12 protein-coding genes and 1 pseudogene are annotated in these 20490 nt (G+C 53.3%); 9 read left to right on the top strand and 4 right to left on the bottom strand.

Features of this window, described 5'->3' with window-relative positions; genetic code table 11:
• Nucleotides 1-5: 5 nt before the first annotated feature.
• Nucleotides 6-1172: a hypothetical protein gene (locus H6F91_RS07240; RefSeq protein WP_190772163.1), complete on the bottom strand. Its 1167-nt coding sequence runs from the start codon at nt 1170-1172 to the stop codon at nt 6-8.
• Nucleotides 1173-1427: 255 nt separating this feature from the next.
• Between H6F91_RS07240 and H6F91_RS07235 the strand changes: the two genes are divergently transcribed.
• The 7 genes from H6F91_RS07235 to H6F91_RS07205 all read left to right on the top strand — a co-directional run bounded on the left by H6F91_RS07235 (nt 1428) and on the right by H6F91_RS07205 (nt 15968).
• On the top strand, nt 1428-4643 hold the full coding sequence (locus H6F91_RS07235) for an alpha-mannosidase (RefSeq protein ID WP_190772162.1): 3216 nt from the start codon (nt 1428-1430) through the stop codon (nt 4641-4643).
• Nucleotides 4644-5402: 759 nt separating this feature from the next.
• Nucleotides 5403-7685 (top strand): FG-GAP repeat protein, encoded by a 2283-nt coding sequence (locus H6F91_RS07230; protein ID WP_190789278.1) that lies wholly within the window; start codon nt 5403-5405, stop codon nt 7683-7685.
• Nucleotides 7686-7905: 220 nt separating this feature from the next.
• Nucleotides 7906-8826: a hypothetical protein gene (locus tag H6F91_RS07225; RefSeq protein ID WP_190789277.1), complete on the top strand. Its 921-nt coding sequence runs from the start codon at nt 7906-7908 to the stop codon at nt 8824-8826.
• A 407-nt stretch (nt 8827-9233) separates the two neighbouring features.
• Nucleotides 9234-11966, top strand: coding sequence for a CHAT domain-containing tetratricopeptide repeat protein (locus H6F91_RS07220; RefSeq protein WP_190772159.1), 2733 nt, complete (start codon nt 9234-9236; stop codon nt 11964-11966).
• 115 nt (nt 11967-12081) lie between these two features.
• Nucleotides 12082-12546 (top strand): photosystem II protein PsbQ, encoded by a 465-nt coding sequence (gene psbQ / locus H6F91_RS07215; RefSeq protein ID WP_206754912.1) that lies wholly within the window; start codon nt 12082-12084, stop codon nt 12544-12546.
• Nucleotides 12547-12674: 128 nt separating this feature from the next.
• Nucleotides 12675-13778 (top strand): FAD-dependent oxidoreductase, encoded by a 1104-nt coding sequence (locus H6F91_RS07210; RefSeq protein ID WP_190772157.1) that lies wholly within the window; start codon nt 12675-12677, stop codon nt 13776-13778.
• A gap of 237 nt (nt 13779-14015) precedes the next feature.
• Nucleotides 14016-15968, top strand: coding sequence for an alpha/beta hydrolase (locus H6F91_RS07205; protein WP_190772156.1), 1953 nt, complete (start codon nt 14016-14018; stop codon nt 15966-15968).
• 176 nt (nt 15969-16144) lie between these two features.
• Here the strand turns inward: H6F91_RS07205 and H6F91_RS07200 are convergent, their stop codons facing one another.
• Both H6F91_RS07200 and H6F91_RS07195 read right to left on the bottom strand, forming a co-directional pair.
• Complete coding sequence (locus tag H6F91_RS07200) at nt 16145-16843, bottom strand: hypothetical protein (RefSeq protein ID WP_190789276.1); 699 nt, start codon at nt 16841-16843, stop codon at nt 16145-16147.
• 331 nt (nt 16844-17174) lie between these two features.
• Nucleotides 17175-18122, bottom strand: coding sequence for a J domain-containing protein (locus tag H6F91_RS07195; RefSeq protein ID WP_190772154.1), 948 nt, complete (start codon nt 18120-18122; stop codon nt 17175-17177).
• A 348-nt stretch (nt 18123-18470) separates the two neighbouring features.
• On the opposite strand from H6F91_RS07195, the gene H6F91_RS07190 reads away from it, so the two are divergent.
• Together H6F91_RS07190 and H6F91_RS07185 are read left to right on the top strand one after the other, a co-directional pair.
• Nucleotides 18471-18851, top strand: coding sequence for an SHOCT domain-containing protein (locus H6F91_RS07190; RefSeq protein WP_190772153.1), 381 nt, complete (start codon nt 18471-18473; stop codon nt 18849-18851).
• 143 nt (nt 18852-18994) lie between these two features.
• The gene (locus H6F91_RS07185; RefSeq protein WP_190772152.1) at nt 18995-19546 is read left to right on the top strand and encodes a ComEA family DNA-binding protein; all 552 of its coding nucleotides are present in this window, start codon (nt 18995-18997) and stop codon (nt 19544-19546) included.
• A gap of 320 nt (nt 19547-19866) precedes the next feature.
• Here H6F91_RS07185 and H6F91_RS07180 read toward each other — a convergent pair.
• Nucleotides 19867-20490 (bottom strand): annotated as a pseudogene (locus H6F91_RS07180) (photosystem II q(b) protein); the annotation flags it as partial.

Here is a 20490-nt window from a genome sequence, read left to right as displayed (position 1 = left end):
ACGCTTTAGCGCTGAAATTGTTTCCACCAGTGCTGCAATCGAGTCACCTGATTCTCCAGCCACAACATACCCCGATCTAACCATTGCAGCAGGCGCTCTAGAGGGTGCTGCTCATAGGCGACTAATTGAGCCTGCGTCTCAATGTAGGGTTGCAGGGCATTGTTGATTTGAGTTGAAACCGTTGTACTTTCTCGGCTATGGGGTATAACCGTTCCCTGCCCTGTAGCCGACACCAATGCCGTTTCCGATGGTTCTGGCTCCTGGCTCAGCAAGGCACCGGGGCCAGCAGCAACCACAGGCCACCGGGACGGCGAATATATTAGCGCTTGGGAATTCTGGACAGGCTCATGGGGTAAAGCGGCGAGTTCTGCTTTCTCAAGGGTGGAGAAATAAAAGGCTAAGGTTGCTTCCTGAAAGAGATCAACGGCGATCGCCACAGCACTCCGCTGTTCCCAGGTCATCAGTTGATAAAACCACTTCACCGGGGCCAGCAAGTTGTCCGATATCAAGGGCGGAGGAAGGGGGAGCACTCGAGCTTCTGCCAGGGTTAGTTCGCGGCGATCGCGCCAATAATCTGCCAGGGCATCAGCAATGCGCCGTCGCAAGAAATCATGCTGGTCTGGAGTCAACACATCCAGAACTTCGTTCTCCGGAGAAATCAACACCAGGGAACGGGTTTCCAGACTAGAGGCAAGGGCACGGACTGTGACAGTAGGGGCTGCCACAGCAGACGATCCCTGGCCTTTCGCCATAGCTAAAGTGCCAGGGAGGGCTCGGGATTGCCTGGATGGAAGTTGCCCTAAAACCTCATCTGCAAGCGGCAAAGCCAGGGGTAAGCCCAGTTCTTCCACGGCCGCCAGGGCTCTAAAAATGGGGGTTGAAGCAGATAGGGGTTTTGCCGGAGGAGAGGTCGGTTGCCCAGTGACACGGCGAAAAGCTGCCACCAAAGCCTTGAGCGGGGAGCGGGGACTATGGCTCGCCTGGCTCAGCTGACGAGAGGCCATGCGCAGGGATTGGAAGCCAACATAAATGGGATACAGCAACACCTGCGCAGTCCAGGTAGCAGCCATGCGAGTATGACGCACCAAACGTTCGAGGCGATCGCGCAACTTGAGACTCTGGCGAGAAATCTCGCTCAGCACACGGCTTTGGAAACGACCAGAAGAGGGCATAGGAAGCAATCTGAGCGGTGACCTCGCCTCTAGACACGGTTCCCGCAACCCTTTAGAGTTTGTTTGAACAAGCAGGGCGTTGATTGTTTGTTGGGCAAAGCCACGATCAACGCTTCAACCATTCCCTTGAGTGCGAGTCCGCGCCCTACAGCGCATTCTGACCTGATCTTATAACCTTTGGCGGGTTAGTTAGGGCATCAGACGTGAGTGGGGCAATACCTCCACCCACCCTAATGCCCTAACCCTACAAGATTAATGACTCAATCAACTGCCGGACAGCCGAACCTTGATGTCGCAAATTCCCCTCGGGGCGTAGAGGAGGCGATCGCTCACCTGCGAGCTCTCACCCAACAGGACGTCCAGTCGTTTTGGCGCGAGAGTGGCCAGAACCTCTCTTCCGAGCAGGCCACTCAATCCGACCTGTGGAGTGAGTGGGCATCCGTTACTCTCAATGCCCGCCGTCATGTCGCCTGGGAAAAGGGACGTCGGGTGCGGTGGCTGGGGCTACGGCTCCAGGTACCGGAAACCCTGGCGGCGTATCCCCTACAAGGATTAACCCTGCGCCTGGCCCTAACCTGGTGGGCAGAGTCAGCTCAGATCTTTATCGATGGGCAGTTGGTACAGGAGGGCGATTTATTTGACTGCTCCGCCCGAATTCTTTTGCGGGAGGCAGTGCGGCCGGGGGAGTCGATCGCTGTTGCCCTGCGCCTGATCAGTCCAGGCCATGATGATGGCGCTCTGGTGCGCTCCGTTTGCTTATACGAGCGGCCCGACCATAGCCTGGAACCCTGCCCGGAACCTGGGTTTGTAGCCGATGAGCTGGCCGTGTTACAGCGCTACACTGAAGCGTTTGCCCCTGATCGGGTAAATCTGGAAGAGGCTGTACGATCGCTCGATTGGCTTTGTGTGGGCGATCGCCACAAATTTGATCAGGAATTGGTAAGGTTGCGCGATCGCCTCCTCCCCCTCAGTGGGGCGCTGAAACAGCGACAGATCACGCTGCTCGGTCACGCACACCTGGATCTCGCCTGGTTATGGCCCGTCAGCGATACCTGGGATGCAGCCGAACGCACCTTTAAGTCAGTGCTGCAATTGCAGTCAGAATTTCCTGAGCTCATCTTCAGTCATTCCTCTCCCGCCTTGTATGCCTGGTTGGAGGCCCATCGTCCTGCGCTGTTTGAGGCAATTCGGCAGCAGGTAACGACAGGCCGCTGGGAAGTAGCTGCGGGACTGTGGGTAGAACCCGAGTTTAATGTCATTAGTGGCGAATCCCTGGTGCGGCAGGTGTTGTACGGGCAACGCTATGTGGAGCAGAAGTTTGGGCGCAAGAGTGCGATCGCCTGGCTGCCCGACAGTTTTGGGTTCTGCTGGCAGTTACCCCAAGTTCTGCAACAGGGCGGCGTCCGTTACTTCGTCACGCAAAAGCTGCGGTGGAATGACAGCAACCCCTTTCCCCACGAAGCCTTTATCTGGCAAGCTCCCGATGGTACCCCTATTTTTAGCCTGCACTCTGCCCCCATTGGGGAAGGCATTGACCCTATTAAAATGACGGACTACGCCTGCACATGGGAACGTAAGACTGGGCTGACAGAAGCCCTCTGGCTCATTGGAGTGGGTGATCATGGCGGTGGCCCCAGTCGGGACATGCTGCACCTGGCTCGCCGCTGGCAGCGATCGCCCTTCTTCCCCCAACTCGTGTTCGATACCGCCGAAGCGTTTCTCGATCGCGCCCAGGCCGCCATCCAGCCAGAAAACCTGCCCCTCTGGAACGATGAGCTTTACCTGGAGTACCATCGTGGCTGCTACACCACCCACGGCGACCAGAAAGCCTGGAACACTCACTGTGAAGTAAGCCTGTATGAAGCAGAGCTGTGGGCTTCAATCGCCACTTACCTCGATCGCCAACCCTTTCCTGCCCTGGCATTAGAAACCGCCTGGAAACAAGTTTTATTCAACCAGTTCCACGACATTCTGCCAGGTTCAGCCATTACCCAGGTTTACGACGATGCCAACCCCGAGTGGGCAGCAGCGGCGGAGACAGCAAGCCAAATTCAACAGGAAGCTTTGCGGGCGATCGCTCAGCATATTGCCCTACCTGACCCACCTCATTCTGAAGCCCGTCCTGTTGTAGTATTCAACGGGCTAAATTGGGTACGTTCTGAGGTCGTTACCCTGGACCTACCCTTAACCGGAGAAGACTGGCAAGTGTGGGATTTAGAGGGACGAGCGATCGCCTCCCACGGTCAGCCATCTTCCGACAAGCTAACACTCTCCTTTCAAGCCAGTGCGGTTCCGGGTGTCGGCTATCGGTCATTCTGGTTAATTCCCTGCCAGCAGGGAGCAGAAACGCAGCCCTCTGGATTTCCTCCCTCATTTCAATTAGAAAATCAGTATTTACGGGTTCAGGTTGATCCCCGTACCGGTTTCCTGGCAAGCATTTTCGACAAACGCCAGGGACGGGAAGTATTAAGCGGCCCCGGCAATGAACTTCAAGCCTTTCAAGACAGTGGCCAGTATTGGGACGCCTGGAACATTGACCCCGCCTATGAACAACACCGCCTCCCCGCCCCCCAACTGGCAAAACTGGAGGAGGTGCATCAGACGGCCTTAGGTTCTAGCATTCGCGCCGTCTGGAAGCTTGGCCAATCCCAATTAGAGCAACGGTATCGCTTACCTGTTCATTCGGCGGTGTTGTACATCGACACCGAGGTGGATTGGCAGGAAACTCATGTGCTACTGAAGGCAGCATTTCCAATTGCGGTTGTGGGCGATCGCTTCACCCGCGAAATACCTTTTGGGGCCATGACCCACCCCACCCAGCCCGTTACTCCCGAGGAGCAAGCCAAGTGGGAAGTCCCGGCTCTGCGCTGGGTAGACATGAGTGATCAACAGTCTGGCGTCAGCCTGCTAACCGGGTACAAGCATGGGGTGGATGTAAAGCCGGGGCAAATGCGGCTATCTTTACTGCGCAGCCCGTTGTTTCCCAACCCGATAGCGGATCGCGGTCATCATCAGTTTACGTATGCGATCGCCCCCCACTCCGGCTCCTGGCAAACGGCACAAATTGTTCAGCGGGCTTATGAATTAAACCAGCCCATGGTGGCTTTTGTAGAGAAAAACACCCCAGCCGTTTCCCCCACCCTGCCATCCATCCATACCCTGCTTAAACTTCCTGGAGAAAATCTCATCCTGTCAGCCCTGAAGCTGAGCGAGGAGCATTCAAATCGTTGGATTTTACGATGTTATGAATGCCTCGGAGAGGTCGGCGCTGGCCTAGAAGCACAGTGGGCTATACCAACTGGAACAGCAGATGTCTCGAATCCTCAACCTCTCACGCTAGAACCTATCACCCTCCTGGAAACATCTGACGAGACGCCAGATACTCAGAGCACTATTTCGCTACGGCCCTGGCAAGTGCAAACCTTCCAATTTGCACCTCCGTCACCCTATAGCGCTGTGCGCGTTGATTAAGTAACCTGAGTTCGGGTTAAAGGCGTTTTCGAGTGCCGCGCAACGCGCGGCACTCGAAAACGCTCATTTTGGCGTGCACATAGTGCACGCCAAAATGAGCACTTCAGCTTATCCCGAACTGAGGTTAAGTACGGTGTTGTGGGGCACGTCATCCCCCACCCAAAACACCGTCGCTGTATTTAATGCACTTGCACATTGCTGTAGTGCTTGCAGCAGTTTTTATGGATACTCCCTGCGGAGAGTTCAGGTCTGGGATTTTCCAGCTCAGTAAATTTTCTGATTTTTCAGCTGTAATTCAGCCGTAGCAGGTTCTTCAGCCTACAAAGTTCAATCTAGTTGAACATCTGGATAAGTATACTGAAAAGTCAGTGCCAAAAACTGAATATCAGGTAATCTTCCTTACTCAGTACCATGTTTCCAGTTTTAGTCTCCACCTCTCTAAAGCCCTCTATACGTTCTCAACAATAGGGAAAAAGTTGAGCCTTTTTGAGAGTGTCAGATTATCATTTGCAGCAGGGTATATGGCGTAACGACATTTACTTTGGTTCAGTGCTTTTAAGCCTTTCGCTTAAGTGCTGCTATTGGATAAAAACGGTTTGTAAGAATAACTTGCTCCCATAAGGAGCGTAGCCCCTGTGGCAGGGGGAACTCCAGATCAACTTATTTTTACAAAACTCGTCGAAATTATTTCATCCATTCAGAAAGCGTTGAGCGATTCCCTCATCCATTGCTTTTTTTCACCTCCTGCACGTATCTCCTATGTTTCCATTAGTACTTGAATTAGCAAACCTCGACGGGACGAACGGGTTTGCTATCAACGGCGTTCAGATTGGCGATCAGCTCGGCACTGCGGTTGGCGGTGCAGGGGATGTCAATGGTGATGGGTTGCAAGACTTTATCGTGGGAGCCAGTACTGCCGATCCCAATGGCCTTAGTTCAGGCCAGGCCTATGTTTTATTTGGTCGTCAGGGTGGCTTCCCCAATAACTTCAACATATCAGCTCTTAACGGTAGCAATGGGTTTCGGATCAACGGACTCGCCGAACTCGATTTAACGGGCTACTCCGTTAGTGGAGCAGGAGATGTCAATGGTGATGGCCTGGGCGACATCATCATTGGAGCTTACGGGGCCGATACGACGGCTGCCAGTGCAGGCCGCAGCTATGTCATATTTGGACAGCGTGAAGGATTTTCTGGTGACCTGGAACTATCGACCCTCAATGGCACCAACGGTTTTGTTTTGAATGGTATTGACGCCGACGACTTCTCTGGCTTCTCGGTCAGTGGAGCCGGGGATGTGAACGGTGACGGTCTAGATGACCTTTTCATCGGAGCCTATGGAGCCAATCCTAATTCCTCCCTCGTTGGCCAGGGCTATGTGGTCTTCGGCCAGCAAGCTGGATTTGGAGCAAACCTCACGTTCTCAGCATTAACTGGCTCCAATGGATTCAGAATTACAGGCATTAGCCCAGAAGACCAGGCTGGTTATGCGGTAAGCCAAATTGGCGATGTGAATAACGATGGGATTGATGACCTGCTCATTGGCGCTCCCAGTGCCGATCCAAACGGTTTTTCTTCGGGGCAAGCCTATGTTGTATTTGGGCGCTCCGGTGGTTTTCCGGCCAACCTGGGGTTGTCTGCCTTAAACGGCAGCACTGGGTTCCGCATCAACGGCCTCAGCGAGGAAGGCAGGCTGGGCTCTGCGGTCAGTGGTGCTGGCGACTTTAATGGCGATGGTATCAACGACTTTATGGTAGGTGCCCCAAATGCTGACCGTAACACCACGGCATCGGGGCGCGTTTATGTAGTTTTTGGGCGATCGGGAGGTTTTCCAGCCACCTTTAACCTATCGGAGTTAAATGGCACGAATGGTTTTGTGTTAAATGGTGCCGCTGGAGAAGACCAGGTGGGAGCTGCCATTTCGTCTGCTGGGGATATCAATGATGATGGTTTTGATGATCTTCTGATCGGAGCCCCTGGGGCAGATCCCAATGGGTTATCCTCCGGTCGAAGCTATGTCGTGTTTGGACGGACTGGTAGCTACTCAGCCCAACTTGATTTAAGTGATTTAGATAGTGCCGATGGGTTTCAGATCAACGGCATCAGTGCAGGAGATGAGTCGGGGCGATCGCTCAGCCGCATCGGCGACGTCAACGGCGACGGCGTTGACGATCTGATTATTGGTGCCCCCAATGCAGATCCCGACGGCAACTCCAGCGCTGGCGAGAGCTATGTCATTTATGGGCAGCCCGGACCGATTGCAGGTCTGGTGTTTGAATTACCAACCGTCAATGCTACAGATTTGGATCGGGGCATCAATGTCAATCTGGAAACTGGAAAGCTACAGATTCTCGTGGGTTCCCGTCTGATAGACCGCGCCTTCGCGAATTACACAGGGATTCGGGGCAGTAATTTCCAGGATCAGCTGCTGGGCAGTGGCGTGCGTAACTTTATTACGGGCAACGGCGGTGGCGATCGCATCCGAGGCTTTGGCAATAATGATCGCCTGATTGGTGGGGCTGGGGCTGACACCCTCTTCGGAGGCGCCGGAGACGATCAGATTGGGGGCAACACAGGTAACGACCAGCTGATTGGGGAAAATGGCAATGACTCCCTGGTTGGTGGCAGCAACAACGACAACCTGGTTGGTGGTGCTGGCAGTGATAAGTTATGGGGGGATATTGGTGCCGATCGGCTCCAGGGCGACGGGGGAAGCGATCGCTTCCGCTTCGGCATGAGAGAGGCCTTCAGCCGCACTCGCATGGGTATTGACCGGGTTGTAGATTTCCGTGTGGGTATCGATAAAATCGTGCTCGACCGTACGACTTTTACCAATTTCAGAAGCAACACTCCCAGCTTTACAAGGGTGCGAAACCTTGAAGAAGCTGCCCGTAGCCGGGCGCTCATCACCTACGTACGGAGTGAGGGGGCGTTGTTCTACAACGCCAACGGGCGCCAAAACGGATTTGGCTCGGGTGGGCAGTTTGCCCTTCTACAAAATCAGGCCGCACTGACAGCGGCTGACTTTGTCATTCAGGCATAGTTCAATCGGTCACAAGTTTACTAAGTATGGTGGTGTAGGACATTCTGTGCCCTACACCACCGTTTCCGTAATGAACGTATCTGCACAGTGCTGTATAACGAGTTCTAGAAATTTGCTGGTGAAGACTATATCTCTTTTTCTTAAGAGATCCACGGAATTTTACCTGCTTTCAGGTTGAACTCTCCATAATAAGAATCTAAAAGTCTGGGGCAGGTTTCCCATGCTGGATCACGCATTGACCCATTTGTCGAGCGATCGCCCAGAGGCCATTTCCCTTCATGACCGTGTTCAAATAGCCCTGGCGATCGCCGATACTCCTCTCCTCAAATCCCTGCTGACCCACTGCACACCACCGCTTACTCAGCCTCATCGTCTGGGATCGGTGAAAGCATCCATTGGGGTGCCCTTTGAGGCACGCCGCACAGTGGATGGAGTGGTCGAATTCGAAGTCATTCACTCCGTCCTGGCGGAATCTCCTCAAGAAATTGAGGAGCACATTGCTGCCACGACGGCCCCCCATCTGGTGAAGCGCGAGTACCTGATGCTAACCCGCTGTGAGTCAGAAACTCATTGCTTAGGGAAAAAGCTTTCGTTGGCTCAAGCGATTACTATACTTGGCACGTCCGGCTTCTCTCAGGAACAGGTAGACGACATTATCAACTTACCCGCTGAGGCCTGGCACCGCTCCTGGTGGTACGGCCCCGATGAGTTTGGTAACTTCACCGAACCGTTCATGCGGATGATGCGGACCATCCGCTTCACCGATGGCACGTTCGAGCTGCACTATAAAGATTTTTTCGCTCAAAATAAACCCACCGTCTTTACCAGCCAGGAAGAACGGGTCTTGATTGAAATCAAAACGGAACAGCGCAGCTTCCGAAAAACTCTAGATCACATCAACCTGGCACGCACTCAGCTGGGGATCACCCATGCCATTCTGATCTGTGACGAAATTTCAGAGCTGGAAACCCGAGGTTTCATCAGCCAGGGCATTAGTATCTACACCGCCCAACAACTTGCCCTCCAAACCCGGGCCGACTGCTCCCTCTGTGCCAACCACGACTGTCCCCTAAACGGCTGCGAAGATTCTGGCGTCACCATGTGCCGGCGCTTCTACCTGGACGCCACGCCTGTTTCCTGAATCTTGCGATCGCTCGTTGAGAGAAGGTGAGAGCTGAGCTCTCTCCTCTAATGATCCTGCATCTATAACCTGCAATTCTTTTTGTAAGAGTGATGGCTTTACATCCCTCCCACAAAAGAATTGCAGGTTGTTTATTTGTAATCCTTAGTAACGCTGAGTTCGGGTTAAGGGCGTTTTCGAGTGCCGCGCGTTGCGCGGCACTCGAAAACGCTCATTTTGGCGTGCACATAGTGCACGCCAAAATGAGCACTTCAGCTTAACCCGAACTGAAGTTTAGTACATCTACTGAGAACCCACGATAAACCATTTGCCGTTCCGGGAACTTTAACTTTGGAGCGTGCTTTAGGTGTTTCTTCGTGCGCTTCGACCCCAAAGAACAGACTCTCGTTTTCTCCAGGATTAAGCGTATGGGTTCTTGCAGCGTCCGTCGCCTATTTTTCGGTGGGTTGGCCCTTGCCTTCACCGTAAGCCTACCTGGAACTGCTCTTGCCTCCTCTCGATGGAGCCTAGAGGAAACTCCCATTCGTCTAGCCCAAGCTCAGCCGTCTCTTGATGAGCAAGCCAGTACCCTGATGAATCAGGGAGCTCAGCAATTGCAACGGCGACAGGTGCAAGCAGCACTACAATCCTGGGAGGAAGCCCTGCGATTGTATCGGCAATCGGGTAATCGGGTCGGTGAAGGACGCATTCTGGGAAACCTGGGCGCGGTGTACGAGGCCCTGCAAGACTACCCTCAGGCGATCGCCGCCTTTGAGGAGAGCCTGGAGCTTGCCCGCAAAATTGATGACTACGAGGGGATCGTCTACGCCCTCAATAACCTGGGCCATACCCACGAGCGAATGGGGAACTACGCTGAGGCCCTAACCTATCAGGAAGAAGCCCTCACCCTGGCTGAGCAACAGGGCGATCGCGAGGGAGAGCAGTACACCTTAAATGCCCTGGGCATCCTTTACAAATCCACGGGAGATTATGACCGGGCGATCGCCACCTATGAGCGGAGCCTGGAACTAGCCCGCCAGGACAATAACCGTCAAGGTGAGGCTAACGTCTTGGGCAACCTGGCCAACGCCTACACCGATCGCGGCAATTATCCGCAGGCAATTGACCATTACGAAGCCGCTTTAGCCCTCTTCCGTGGCCTTCAGAACACAGCCGGGGAAGCCGCCGTATTGCAACGCCTGGGAAATCTGTATGGAGACCTGGGCAATCCTAGTCGGGCCTTCAGCTATTACGACGAAAGCCTGACGTTGGCTCAAACGATTCGCGACACTAGCCTGGAAGCTTACATCCTGGGTAGCCAGGGTCAGCTATATCGGCAGGAGGGGGAACTGGATAAAGCCCAGGAACTCTTGCTAGGTGCGTTGGAACGATTGGAGCGCCTTAACGAACGCGATGGGGTGAGCACAGCCCTGATTAGCCTGGGCAATGTGGCTGTCGATCAAGGCAATTTACCCGCAGCTCAGGATTACTTTGAGCGCAGTCTTAGCCTGATGCGGCAAATGGGCGATCGCCGGGGTGAAGGCATTGCCCTGGGTAGCCTGGCCCTCGCCGCTGATATAGCTGGAGACAATACCAAAGCGATTGAGCTATATCAGCAAAGTATAGAGTTATCGCGGGGAGTGGGCGATCGTGTTCGGGAAGGGCAGGGCCTCAGCAACCTGGGCATTGCTCAGTACGAACAGGGAGATTTAACCGATGCAGCCAATTCGTTACTGGACGCCGTTGAGATTTGGGAATCTCTGCGGCCGGGTCTAAATGAGGCGGATCAAGTATCACTGTTTGAGACGCAGATGTCGGCCTACCGGGTGTTGCAGCAGGTACTCATTGACCTGAAACGCTACGACGATGCTCTGGAAATTTCCGAGCGAGGACGAGCCCGTACCTTTGTCGAACTGGTTGCCCGCCGCTTCTCGGCCCAAGCCGCAGAACAACTAGACACGGCACCCCCAAACCTGGAGGAGATTCGGCAGATTGCCCGGCAAGCAGACGCAACCCTGGTGCAGTATTCGCTGTTAGTGGGCGATCGCATTGCCATCTGGGTTATCCAGCCCGACGGCACCATAAGTTACCGGGAAACCAGCCTGGCCGCAGTAGATGCAGAGGATGCCTCCGTTCAAGAACTCGTGGAAGACACCCGGGTAGCCGCCGCTCAGGGGCGTGGTCGAGCTGCCACAGCCCCCATCCTGGACAGATTAGTTCGGGGCACGCGGGAAGCGGTCTTGGAAAACACCGATAATAGCCGGGCTACTGGCCCACCTCCCGATGCAAGCACCTCTCGCCGCTCTAGCCGACGCCTGCAACGGCTTCATCAACTGCTGATCGATCCCATCGTTGATCTACTGCCCACAGATCCCGAGAAACGGGTCATCTTTATTCCCCAGGGTTCTCTCTTCCTCGTCCCCTTTGCAGCCCTTCAGGATGAGAACCTGTCTTATCTAATCGAGCGCCATACATTACTCACTGCCCCAGCCATTCAGGTATTAGGACTGACTCACACCCAGCAAGAGCGGTTAGCCTCCCAACCCGCCGCTAATCCTGCCCTGGTAGTTGGCAATCCCGTTATGCCCACAGTCGGTAGCCCGCCAGAAACCCTGCCCCCCCTTCCCAACGCGGAAGCGGAAGCACGGGAAATTAGCCAACTCTTACACCATTCAGCACTGGTGGGGGCGCAGGCTACAGAAGGGCGAGTGGTGCAACAGATGGGGCAATCTCGCATCATTCATCTGGCAACCCATGGGTTTTTAGATGACGTAGAAGGGTTGGGCGTACCGGGGGCGATCGCCCTCGCTCCCAATCCAGGCGATGATGGCCTGCTCACCGCCAACGAAATCCTCAATCTTAATCTGCACGCCGATCTGGTTGTACTCAGCGCCTGCGACACTGGTCGAGGCCGCATCACCGGAGATGGAGTTCTGGGCCTCTCACGCTCATTCATTGCTGCTGGCGCGTCAAGCGTCGTGGTGTCCCTCTGGGCCGTTCCTGACGACGCCACGGCTGTCCTAATGACCGCGTTTTACCGCAATCTCCAGCAAAACCCTGACAAAGCACAGGCCCTCCGTCAGGCCATGCTCACCACAATGCAACAATATCCCTCCTCCCGAGAATGGGCCGCCTTCACCCTGATTGGAGAAGCCGAGTGAGGAGGTGTAATGATTGGATGAGGTGAATTTAAATTCACCTCATCCAATCATCCACTCATCCACCCCTTTACCCAATTCCCTCCACCCGATACCCTATAAGGGTGACACCTTATATATGGATAGACTTCGTTCTATGAAAGGTTTTCGGTCAGTTTTGATGTTACTGGTGGCGGCACTCGCCATCTTCATGGTTAGTTGTAGTGGTCAGCCCGTTGCTAAAGGCCCGCTTTATACGACCGACCAACTGACCCAAATCGAGACGTCGTTGGCAACGGTTCAAGACTTACGGGAACGGATGTTAGAAATTCCCAGTCTGGTGCAAAAGGGCGATTGGAATGACGTACAAACATACATTCATGGCCCCTTAGGGGAACTGCGATTTAAGATGAGCAGTCTGGCTCGTCAGTTACGTCCTGAGAAAGCTCAAAAGGAAGCTCTGGAAGCAGCCCGTGATGTATTTGAGCATCTCAATACCATTGATGAAGCAACTGTCTCCAATGATCGCATTAAGGCATTGAAGAACTACAACGAAGCACTTCGTGACTTTGATACCTTCTTGAATTTGATTCCAACAGCTTAGGCCAGCATCTTAATTGTCTTGCAGCCGACCTTTGCGGTTCAGCAAGGCATTCCCATCAGGCAGGAGGCATCTCCTGTCTGATTTTTTAATCGTTAGATAGCCTTACACAGTTTGGTTAGGACATGTGTATGACACGAGTCATCATCGTCGGGTGCGGCATCATCGGAGCGACGATCGCCTACGAGCTTTCCCAGATTCCCTCCCTCACGATTACGGTGCTGGATCAGCAGCCTCCTGCTCAAGGTTCGACTGGAGCCGCACTGGGTGTTCTAATGGGGGCTATCAGCCACAAGGTGCGAGGACGGGCCTGGCAGTTGCGCGAGTTTAGCCTGCGTCGTTATGAAACGTTAATTCCAGAATTAGAGACCGCTACCGGCACGCATATCCCATACAACCGACAAGGGATTGTGCTGCTGCGCCTGGACGAAGACAACGAGGCGGGTTGGCGATCGCTCGCAGAAACCCGCCAACAACAAGGCTGGTCGCTGGAACTTTGGGATGCGGCTCAAATGCAGACCCATTGCCCTCAGGTCGCCCCAATAGTTCCAGCCGTCTACTCCCCCCAGGATCGACAACTGCATCCGGCTTACCTGACAGAGGCTCTGGTAACAGCAGCCAGAGGACGTGGAGTCACATTTCTGCTGAATACTCCAGTAGAGGCCCTGGCTCTCGATATGAATATATCCGAGTGTCGGGGGGTACACACTCGGCAGGGGTTGCAGGAGGCAGACTGGATTATTTTGGCGTCAGGGCTGGGCACAACCTCATTAACTCAGGATTTAGAGACACCCCTGGCTGTAGGGCCAGTCTTAGGACAGGCCGCCCGCCTGAAGCTATCCCAACCAATGGGCCATCCTGACTTTCAGCCAGTCATTACCGGGTACGACATTCATATCGTTCCGTTGGGGCAGGGGGAATATTGGGTTGGGGCCACAGTGGAATTTCCCCCGGATGGGGGAGAACTTGCTGTCAATCCCGAGAATTTGACACCCGTACTGGAGGGGGCGACCGCCCTCTGCCCTACCTTAGCCCAGGCTGAGATTGTGCAAACTTGGTCCGGTCTACGGCCTCGCCCCTCACAGCAGCCTGCGCCCGTAATCGAGGTTATACCGGGAGCGACCAATGTGATCCTGGCAACAGGGCATTACCGGAATGGGGTACTTTTAGCTCCAGCTACAGCAGAGCGCGTTAAAGTATTGATGGGATTGGCTACCGATTCCCCCCTGCTTTAACCCTTGCATTTGGCTATCCCCCAAGAGGCCAAATCTTAATGCTTCAGGGGATAGACGCTCAATTGCTCTCTTAGGCGTAATTATTTGTAAAAGAACCCATCCCCGGTCAGAAATGAACTTCTGCTATGTTCATAAACAATCTGGGGAATGCTGATCCTCAAATGCTCTTAATGAGCAAAAGCTATCGGCCTCACAAGGGCCGATATTTGTCGCACCCTCGTATTCGAGTAGAAGCCCGTGAACTGGCCTGACGCTCACTCTCACACCTCCTGTCATGCTGCGGACTCTGATGCAGCCTCCAGCACATTGCCCTGCCCGAGGCGACGACTCCGGTGGGGAGTGAAGGCGCTCGGTTCCCTAGCCTGTAGTACGTTGCTGGGGTGGTTGCTCGGTGGCACTCTACCCGCTGGGGCCGCTGAACGATTAACGGTCAAGGCGGGTCCGTTGCAACAGAGCGTGACGGTTAAAGAGCTAAGCCAGTATGCCAAAACGGGGGATGTACCCGATTCGCTGCGATTGTATGGCTGGCTTTTGAACGATCAGGCCCGGCAGCTTTTAACCAGCCGGGTTCCTCTAGAACCGACTGTGGGGCGTGAGGTGGTCAGTGATTTGCTGCAAACCTCTGCGGGCGATCGCCTCCTCAAAACCCTCGAAACCATTCTTCCCCAAACCAAGCGTGCTGATCTGTTTAAGGCACTGACAGAAGCGGCTACCCGGCCTGAAGGGTTGACCTTTCTGGGTTTTATGCAAAAGCTCCCGCAGAAGGAGGTAACCGTTGACCTTACGGCGCTGTTCACACTCACCTCTGAGATGAACTTGCCCTACTGGCAGAGCCAGTCTCTCAGCTCGGTTCTGGAGCGGGAACTGACGGTGCCCCAGGCGGCGGCCTTTGCCCATGAACTAGACCCCACTGAAAACGGCTACCTGTGGGTACGGCGGCAAACTATGGTGCTGCGCGATCGCGATCGCCATCGCACCATCCCCGTTGACCTTTACTGGTCACGCCACAGTTCAGGGCCACTCGTGGTCATTTCCCATGGCTTTGGGGCCGATCGCCGATTCATGGGTTACCTTGCCTATCATCTGGCTTCCCATGGTTTTACCGTGGCGGCCTTGGAGCATCCCGGTAGTAACGTTACCTGGTTGTCGGCCGTTATCAGTGGGCGCGTCCTCAACAATAGCTTTATTAATCTATTACCCGCGTCGGAATTCATTGACCGCCCTCGGGACGTCAGTTTTCTCCTCAGCGAGTTACAGCGCATCAATCACAACCCTGGCTATCTCCAGGGCAAGCTCAATACCGATGACACCATTGTGATTGGCCACTCTCTGGGAGGGTATACAGCTCTGGCTCTGGCAGGGGCAGAACTAAATTTGGATAATCTCCGCCAGTTCTGCAACGGGTCGAAAGAGTTTGGCCTTTCTGTAGCCGATTGGTTGCAATGTACAGCCGTAGATTTGCCTAAAGATGTACCAGATCTGCGCGATCGCCGGGTGCGCCGTATTATCACCCTCAACCCCCTCATCGGCCGTTTATTTGATACATCTAGCCTGGAGAAAAACGTTCGCATTCCTGTGCTGATGGTGGCCTCTACTGCCGACGCCATTACCCCTGCGGTGAGTCAGCAGCTCCTGCCCTACACCCATCTCCATGGAGATGAACGTTATTTGCTCACGGCCATTGGCGCAACCCATCTCAGTGTTGGTGATCCAGAGAATCTAAATCCCGCTCTCAGTCGCAGTCTGTTTGCTCGGGAGCGCGGTAACGATCAAACCGAGGCTTTACGACGCCTTCTGCAAGGGGTAGCCCTGTCCTTTGCTAAGCAGGAAACTCCCGAAGCTGCCCGCTATCGGTCTTTTTTAACCCCCGCTTACGCCCAGTCCTTTTCCACCGAAGCCATAAAACTGCGGTTGAATACTAAAGTGCCACCCAAGCTGTCGAACTGGCTGCACATGGCGGCAATGCCCCTGGATCAAATGACCCTCACCCCTGGCCCCGAACAGCCCCAAAAGGCTCGGGTGCTGACGTTTACCTATGCTGGCATCACATTCCTGTTGCTCGGGGTGCCCGTAGCCATGTTTATTTTGCCAGGTAGTTTTCCCCTCTCGGCGGGGCGTTTTTTCCGGCAAAACCGCCTGAAAATGCTGCCACCACCCAAACATCAGGAATCTGAGGAGGATCCTTCATAACCTAATATTTTTTTACAATAGACCTCTTGCATGAATCGTTGCATAACTTGAGTTCGGGTTAAGGGCCTTTTCGAGTGCCGCGCGTTGCGTGGCACTCGAAAAGGCTCGTTTTGGCGTGCATTATGTGCACGCCAAAATGAGCACTTCAGCTTATCCCGAACTAAGGTTACGTAGCGTTAGTTGAAATTTAGCCCACTGATAATTTTAGCCAGGTGGGGAAGAAACTGTTGGGTCTTCTCTTGGCTAGAAAAGGAGCCTGCGGGGTCTTGGCTAATCATCCCTGTGGCAATGACATATAACGTCGTGCCATCCGTTGCCATATATCCAATCGATCGATCAATCAATGCCCCATTTTCATGGGTTGTGGTGAAACCATATCGTAAGCCTGGTAGGTTACCAACAGCGGTCTCTTCCGGGGGCTCTGATGTGAAACGGGTGGTTGGCATCCCTATTTGGCGATCGCTCCGAATCATTTCATAATGCAACTCAATCCAACGCCGCAAAGCGGGGATAGGTTGGCCTCCTTCCTCTGCCAGGATGTTGCCAAATTGTGATCCTTCCACAGGTTCCGTAAACAGTTCGACGGTACCGACGATCTCATCTCCTTCATAGACGCAGAGCAGTGTGGGGTTTACACAGGGCTCAACTCGCCAGCCCTCAGGAGCAGAAGTTTCTCCTAAAATTTGTGACCAACTAACAGGAACTGATGACGGAGCAACCGCCCCAGGAGCGGAAGCTGTGTTTCCGGGGGACGAAACGGCGTCAGGTGAAGGTGGAGCGGGTTGGGGACGCATTTGTAGATCAGCACAGGCCATCAGCCCGAAAGGAATAACGAGAAGGCCCAGGAGTGACAAAGAACGAAGCGACGGTTTCATAGAAAATGCTGGAATGAATGGGTTGACGAATCAAATCTCTGGGTACTCCTATCCAGTAAGGGAAGGAGTCTATTACGGCTACCTCTAGAGATGGCTTACGTCGATTCTCATCCGGCTGCAGCAATATTCAGCCAGCGTTACCAAAACCGATACGATTTGAACCAATGAGAATTGCTGCAAATATTCAGTTCGGTGTAAGGACGTTTTCCGATGAGCAAAGGCATATCCCTGGCTCATCGGAAAGGCTATAGATTGGGCGGTATGCCGCACACATCGACATACCGCCCAATCTATACAGCTTCAAATTAGAAGGGTATCAGCCACCATTCTCTTAATGACGTTTGCCTAAAAAGCTAAACAGACCACCTCCTGGAGAGGCTTTGGCAGATTTATCTGAGGATTTTGCCGCAGATGTACCCTTCCCGGTGCTGCTTGCTTCAACGTCAACGCCTAGTTTGGATGCGTACTTTAGGGCCAGAGTGTCTTTAGGGTTGAGTTTTAACGCCTGACGGCAGTGAACCCGGGCCATCGTGGGCAAATCTTGTTTGAGGTAAGCGATCGCCAACAACGCATGGTAATTACTGCGGTTAGCGTTAATTTTTAGAGCGTCCTTCAGTTCACGGGTTGCCGATGCCCAGTTGGCATTTTGAGCGTAAGATTGTGCCCGGTTGAAGTGCCGCTCGGCATAATCGATGGCCTCGGCCTCGGCCTCCTTTTTCTCAACAAAGGCAACCTTGGGATGTGCTTGTACCGGAGGTGAAGAAACCAGACCCGTGCGTTTTTCACGAATGATGGGTTCTCCCATCTTCAACCGTAAATAAACGAGGTTCAGCTCCTCTAACTGAAGGGTGGCGCTATCAAACCGCTCCAACGGGATAAACTGAGTTTCCGCCAGACGAGCGATCGCCTGTTCGTAAAACACGTCAATGTTGGATGGCTGTGTACCCATCAGTTCCAGGGCGAGCGCACTTTTCGGCTCAAGAGGGGTTTCGCGCATTGAGCGGCGAACCCGGAAACGAAGCATCGCCAGGTTCTCGGCGCGCCCCTTATCTTGCTTTAGCTTCTGATAGGCAGGCCCAACTATCTTGGCGAAGAGTTGGGTAGCCAAATTACGAACCTCTGCATCGGCCCCTACATATCCGTCTGGGTGAAGCAGTTTCGCAATTTCTCGGTAGCGCTTCAATACGCGGCGATCATCTGCTGTCACAGACAAGCCCAAGACCGCATAGGGGTCTTGAAAGCGATTGAGCCATTCAGTTGAAAAGGGGACCTGCGACATTACACCTGCGTCAGTAAGGTTTGAGGTGATAAATAACCTTTATGGATTGCCCTGATAGTGACAGAATCCATACCGTAAAACTACATAGGAGTATACAGAAAAATCCTGCAACAAAGATAATCCCTGATACCAGAATCAGAATTCCTATCTAAATTCTAAGCGGGCTTTCAAATTAAACTGAATACATTGCGGATTTTACGGATTTTTTAACAGAAGAACAGTCAAATTTATTTCCTGACGCCGACCGTAAAACTCCAGACATCCCTTTTGGAAAGAGTTTTAGAATTTTCGCTATGATCAAAGCCAGTTCCTGACAGTAACAATCTCCTTTACATTTCCCCCGCTTCTATGGAAACAAAGGCAAAAAGCCGTTGGACGGCGATCGCCCTGGCTCTAGCAGGTGTCATCCTCCCTGGCCTGCATAAATTCTATTTGCGCCAACCCGGATGGGGGCTAGCCTATATTGTCTCAAGCGGATCAGCTTTAGGACTGGTTCCTAGAGCTGCTAGCTTTTTTGAAGCGCTCTGGTATTTTTTTCAGGGGCAAGAAGCTTTTGATCGTAACTTTAATGGCGAAACCTTACCTTCTGTAACGCGTCCTGTTGATACGGCTCAGATCGGTGCTGTTGCAGATGCTCTTCGAAAAATTGACCAGCTCCGGCAGGATGGTCTGATTTCTGAGTATGAATTCGAACAAAAGCGTCGGCAGTTACTCGATCGAATTGGGTGAGGAAAAAGGCAGAGAATCGAGGGTTGAAGGAAAGAAAAATTATCGAGGAAGCTATCTGAAGAATTGGCAGTTCAAGTTCTCCCCGCGTTACTGTCCAACCCTGCATATAAACCGCATCACTAGCCCCTTCTGCTTTGCGCTCTATGTCCTGGTCTAACTTCTTAACTCAACTTAACGGAGCCACCCGGCGTCAACTTCAACCACTGCGATCGCGCCTTCAGCAAGATCCTTACTACCGCTTCCAATCGTTTGAAGAAGTAACCCTGGCCGCAGAGTTAGGCATTGGTATTGATGTAAACCGGGCAGAAGTAGACGACTGGCTACGGTTACCAGGAATTTCTATTCATCAAGCCCGAACTCTAGTAGCGCTGCGCAAGTCGGGAATTCAGTTCCATTCTCTGGAAGACATCGCTGCGGCGCTAAGTCTCTCACCCCAGCGAATACAGCCTCTGCTTCCTGTGCTTCAGTTTTGCTATTACGACCCTTGTAGCCCCTGTACCATCCCCCTGACCAATCTCAACACGGCTTCAGTGGAAATGTTGGGACGTATCCCAGCCGTGGATCTATTTTTGGCGCGGGCGATCGTTCAAAATCGTACCCAACGAGGAGCTTACCGCAACCTGGCTGATCTACAGCAGCGCCTTCAACTTCCCCCTTCCCTCACAGAGTCACTAATGCACTATATCTGTTTCTAAATAACCTCAATCTGGGCTGAGCCCAGAGCACCTCTCGAGAAAACGTCAGGTTAGGTAGGTGGTTGCAAAGCTTGTACAAACAGGAGAGGGGCAAGGCGAAGCCCTGACCCTCTCCTGTTTGTACATACCGCCAAATCGCTTCATACAGCGCTTTTCAGATGCTTAAAATCTGGTTGTTTTTGTGAGAGCCGTGCTCCGCACGGCTCTCACAAAAACAACTGTGGCTGATTCAAGCGCAAAGCGCTGTAACTGTGTGTAGAGCTTATCAGAAAGTAAAAAAGCGCCCCTTAGGGGCGCTTTTTCAATCAGACGATTAGCAATTAACCGTTGATAGCAGGAGCGGTCAGAGCGACAGGAGCAGCCTCACCAGCAGCCAGGTCGAGGGGGAAGTTGTGAGCGTTGCGCTCGTGCATCACTTCCATACCCAGGTTCGCACGGTTCAGAATGTCCGCCCAGGTGTTCACTACCCGACCCTGAGAATCCAGAATCGATTGGTTGAAGTTGAACCCGTTCAGGTTGAACGCCATCGTGCTGATACCCAGCGCGGTGAACCAGATTCCCACTACAGGCCATGCACCCAGGAAGAAGTGCAGTGCGCGAGAGTTGTTGAAAGAAGCGTATTGGAAAATCAGACGACCGAAGTAACCGTGGGCTGCCACGATGTTGTAGGTCTCTTCTTCTTGTCCAAACTTGTAACCATAGTTCTGAGACTCAGTCTCGGTGGTCTCACGCACCAGAGAAGAGGTCACAAGAGAACCGTGCATCGCAGAGAACAGAGAACCACCGAACACACCGGCTACACCCAGCATGTGGAAGGGGTGCATCAGAATGTTGTGCTCTGCCTGGAACACGAACATGAAGTTGAAGGTACCCGAGATACCCAAGGGCATCCCGTCAGAGAAGGAACCTTGACCGATGGGGTAGATCAGGAATACAGCAGTTGC

The organism is Leptolyngbya sp. FACHB-8 (assembly GCF_014695575.1).
GTDB lineage: Bacteria > Cyanobacteriota > Cyanobacteriia > Elainellales > Elainellaceae > Vacuolonema.
The sequence above is the reverse complement of the archived record's forward strand: the minus strand, read 5'-3'. Positions and strand labels throughout refer to the sequence as shown.

What these genes read in the sequence shown, in the direction of transcription:
- H6F91_RS07240 (WP_190772163.1), bottom strand. Translation starts at nt 1,172, where the DNA reads ATGCCCTCTTCTGGTCGTTTCCAAAGCCGTGTGCTGAGCGAGATTTCT.
- H6F91_RS07235 (WP_190772162.1), top strand. Translation starts at nt 1,428, where the DNA reads ATGACTCAATCAACTGCCGGACAGCCGAACCTTGATGTCGCAAATTCC.
- H6F91_RS07230 (WP_190789278.1), top strand. Translation starts at nt 5,403, where the DNA reads ATGTTTCCATTAGTACTTGAATTAGCAAACCTCGACGGGACGAACGGG.
- H6F91_RS07225 (WP_190789277.1), top strand. Translation starts at nt 7,906, where the DNA reads ATGCTGGATCACGCATTGACCCATTTGTCGAGCGATCGCCCAGAGGCC.
- H6F91_RS07220 (WP_190772159.1), top strand. Translation starts at nt 9,234, where the DNA reads ATGGGTTCTTGCAGCGTCCGTCGCCTATTTTTCGGTGGGTTGGCCCTT.
- psbQ (WP_206754912.1), top strand. Translation starts at nt 12,082, where the DNA reads ATGGATAGACTTCGTTCTATGAAAGGTTTTCGGTCAGTTTTGATGTTA.
- H6F91_RS07210 (WP_190772157.1), top strand. Translation starts at nt 12,675, where the DNA reads ATGACACGAGTCATCATCGTCGGGTGCGGCATCATCGGAGCGACGATC.
- H6F91_RS07200 (WP_190789276.1), bottom strand. Translation starts at nt 16,843, where the DNA reads ATGAAACCGTCGCTTCGTTCTTTGTCACTCCTGGGCCTTCTCGTTATT.
- H6F91_RS07195 (WP_190772154.1), bottom strand. Translation starts at nt 18,122, where the DNA reads ATGTCGCAGGTCCCCTTTTCAACTGAATGGCTCAATCGCTTTCAAGAC.
- H6F91_RS07190 (WP_190772153.1), top strand. Translation starts at nt 18,471, where the DNA reads ATGGAAACAAAGGCAAAAAGCCGTTGGACGGCGATCGCCCTGGCTCTA.
- H6F91_RS07185 (WP_190772152.1), top strand. Translation starts at nt 18,995, where the DNA reads ATGTCCTGGTCTAACTTCTTAACTCAACTTAACGGAGCCACCCGGCGT.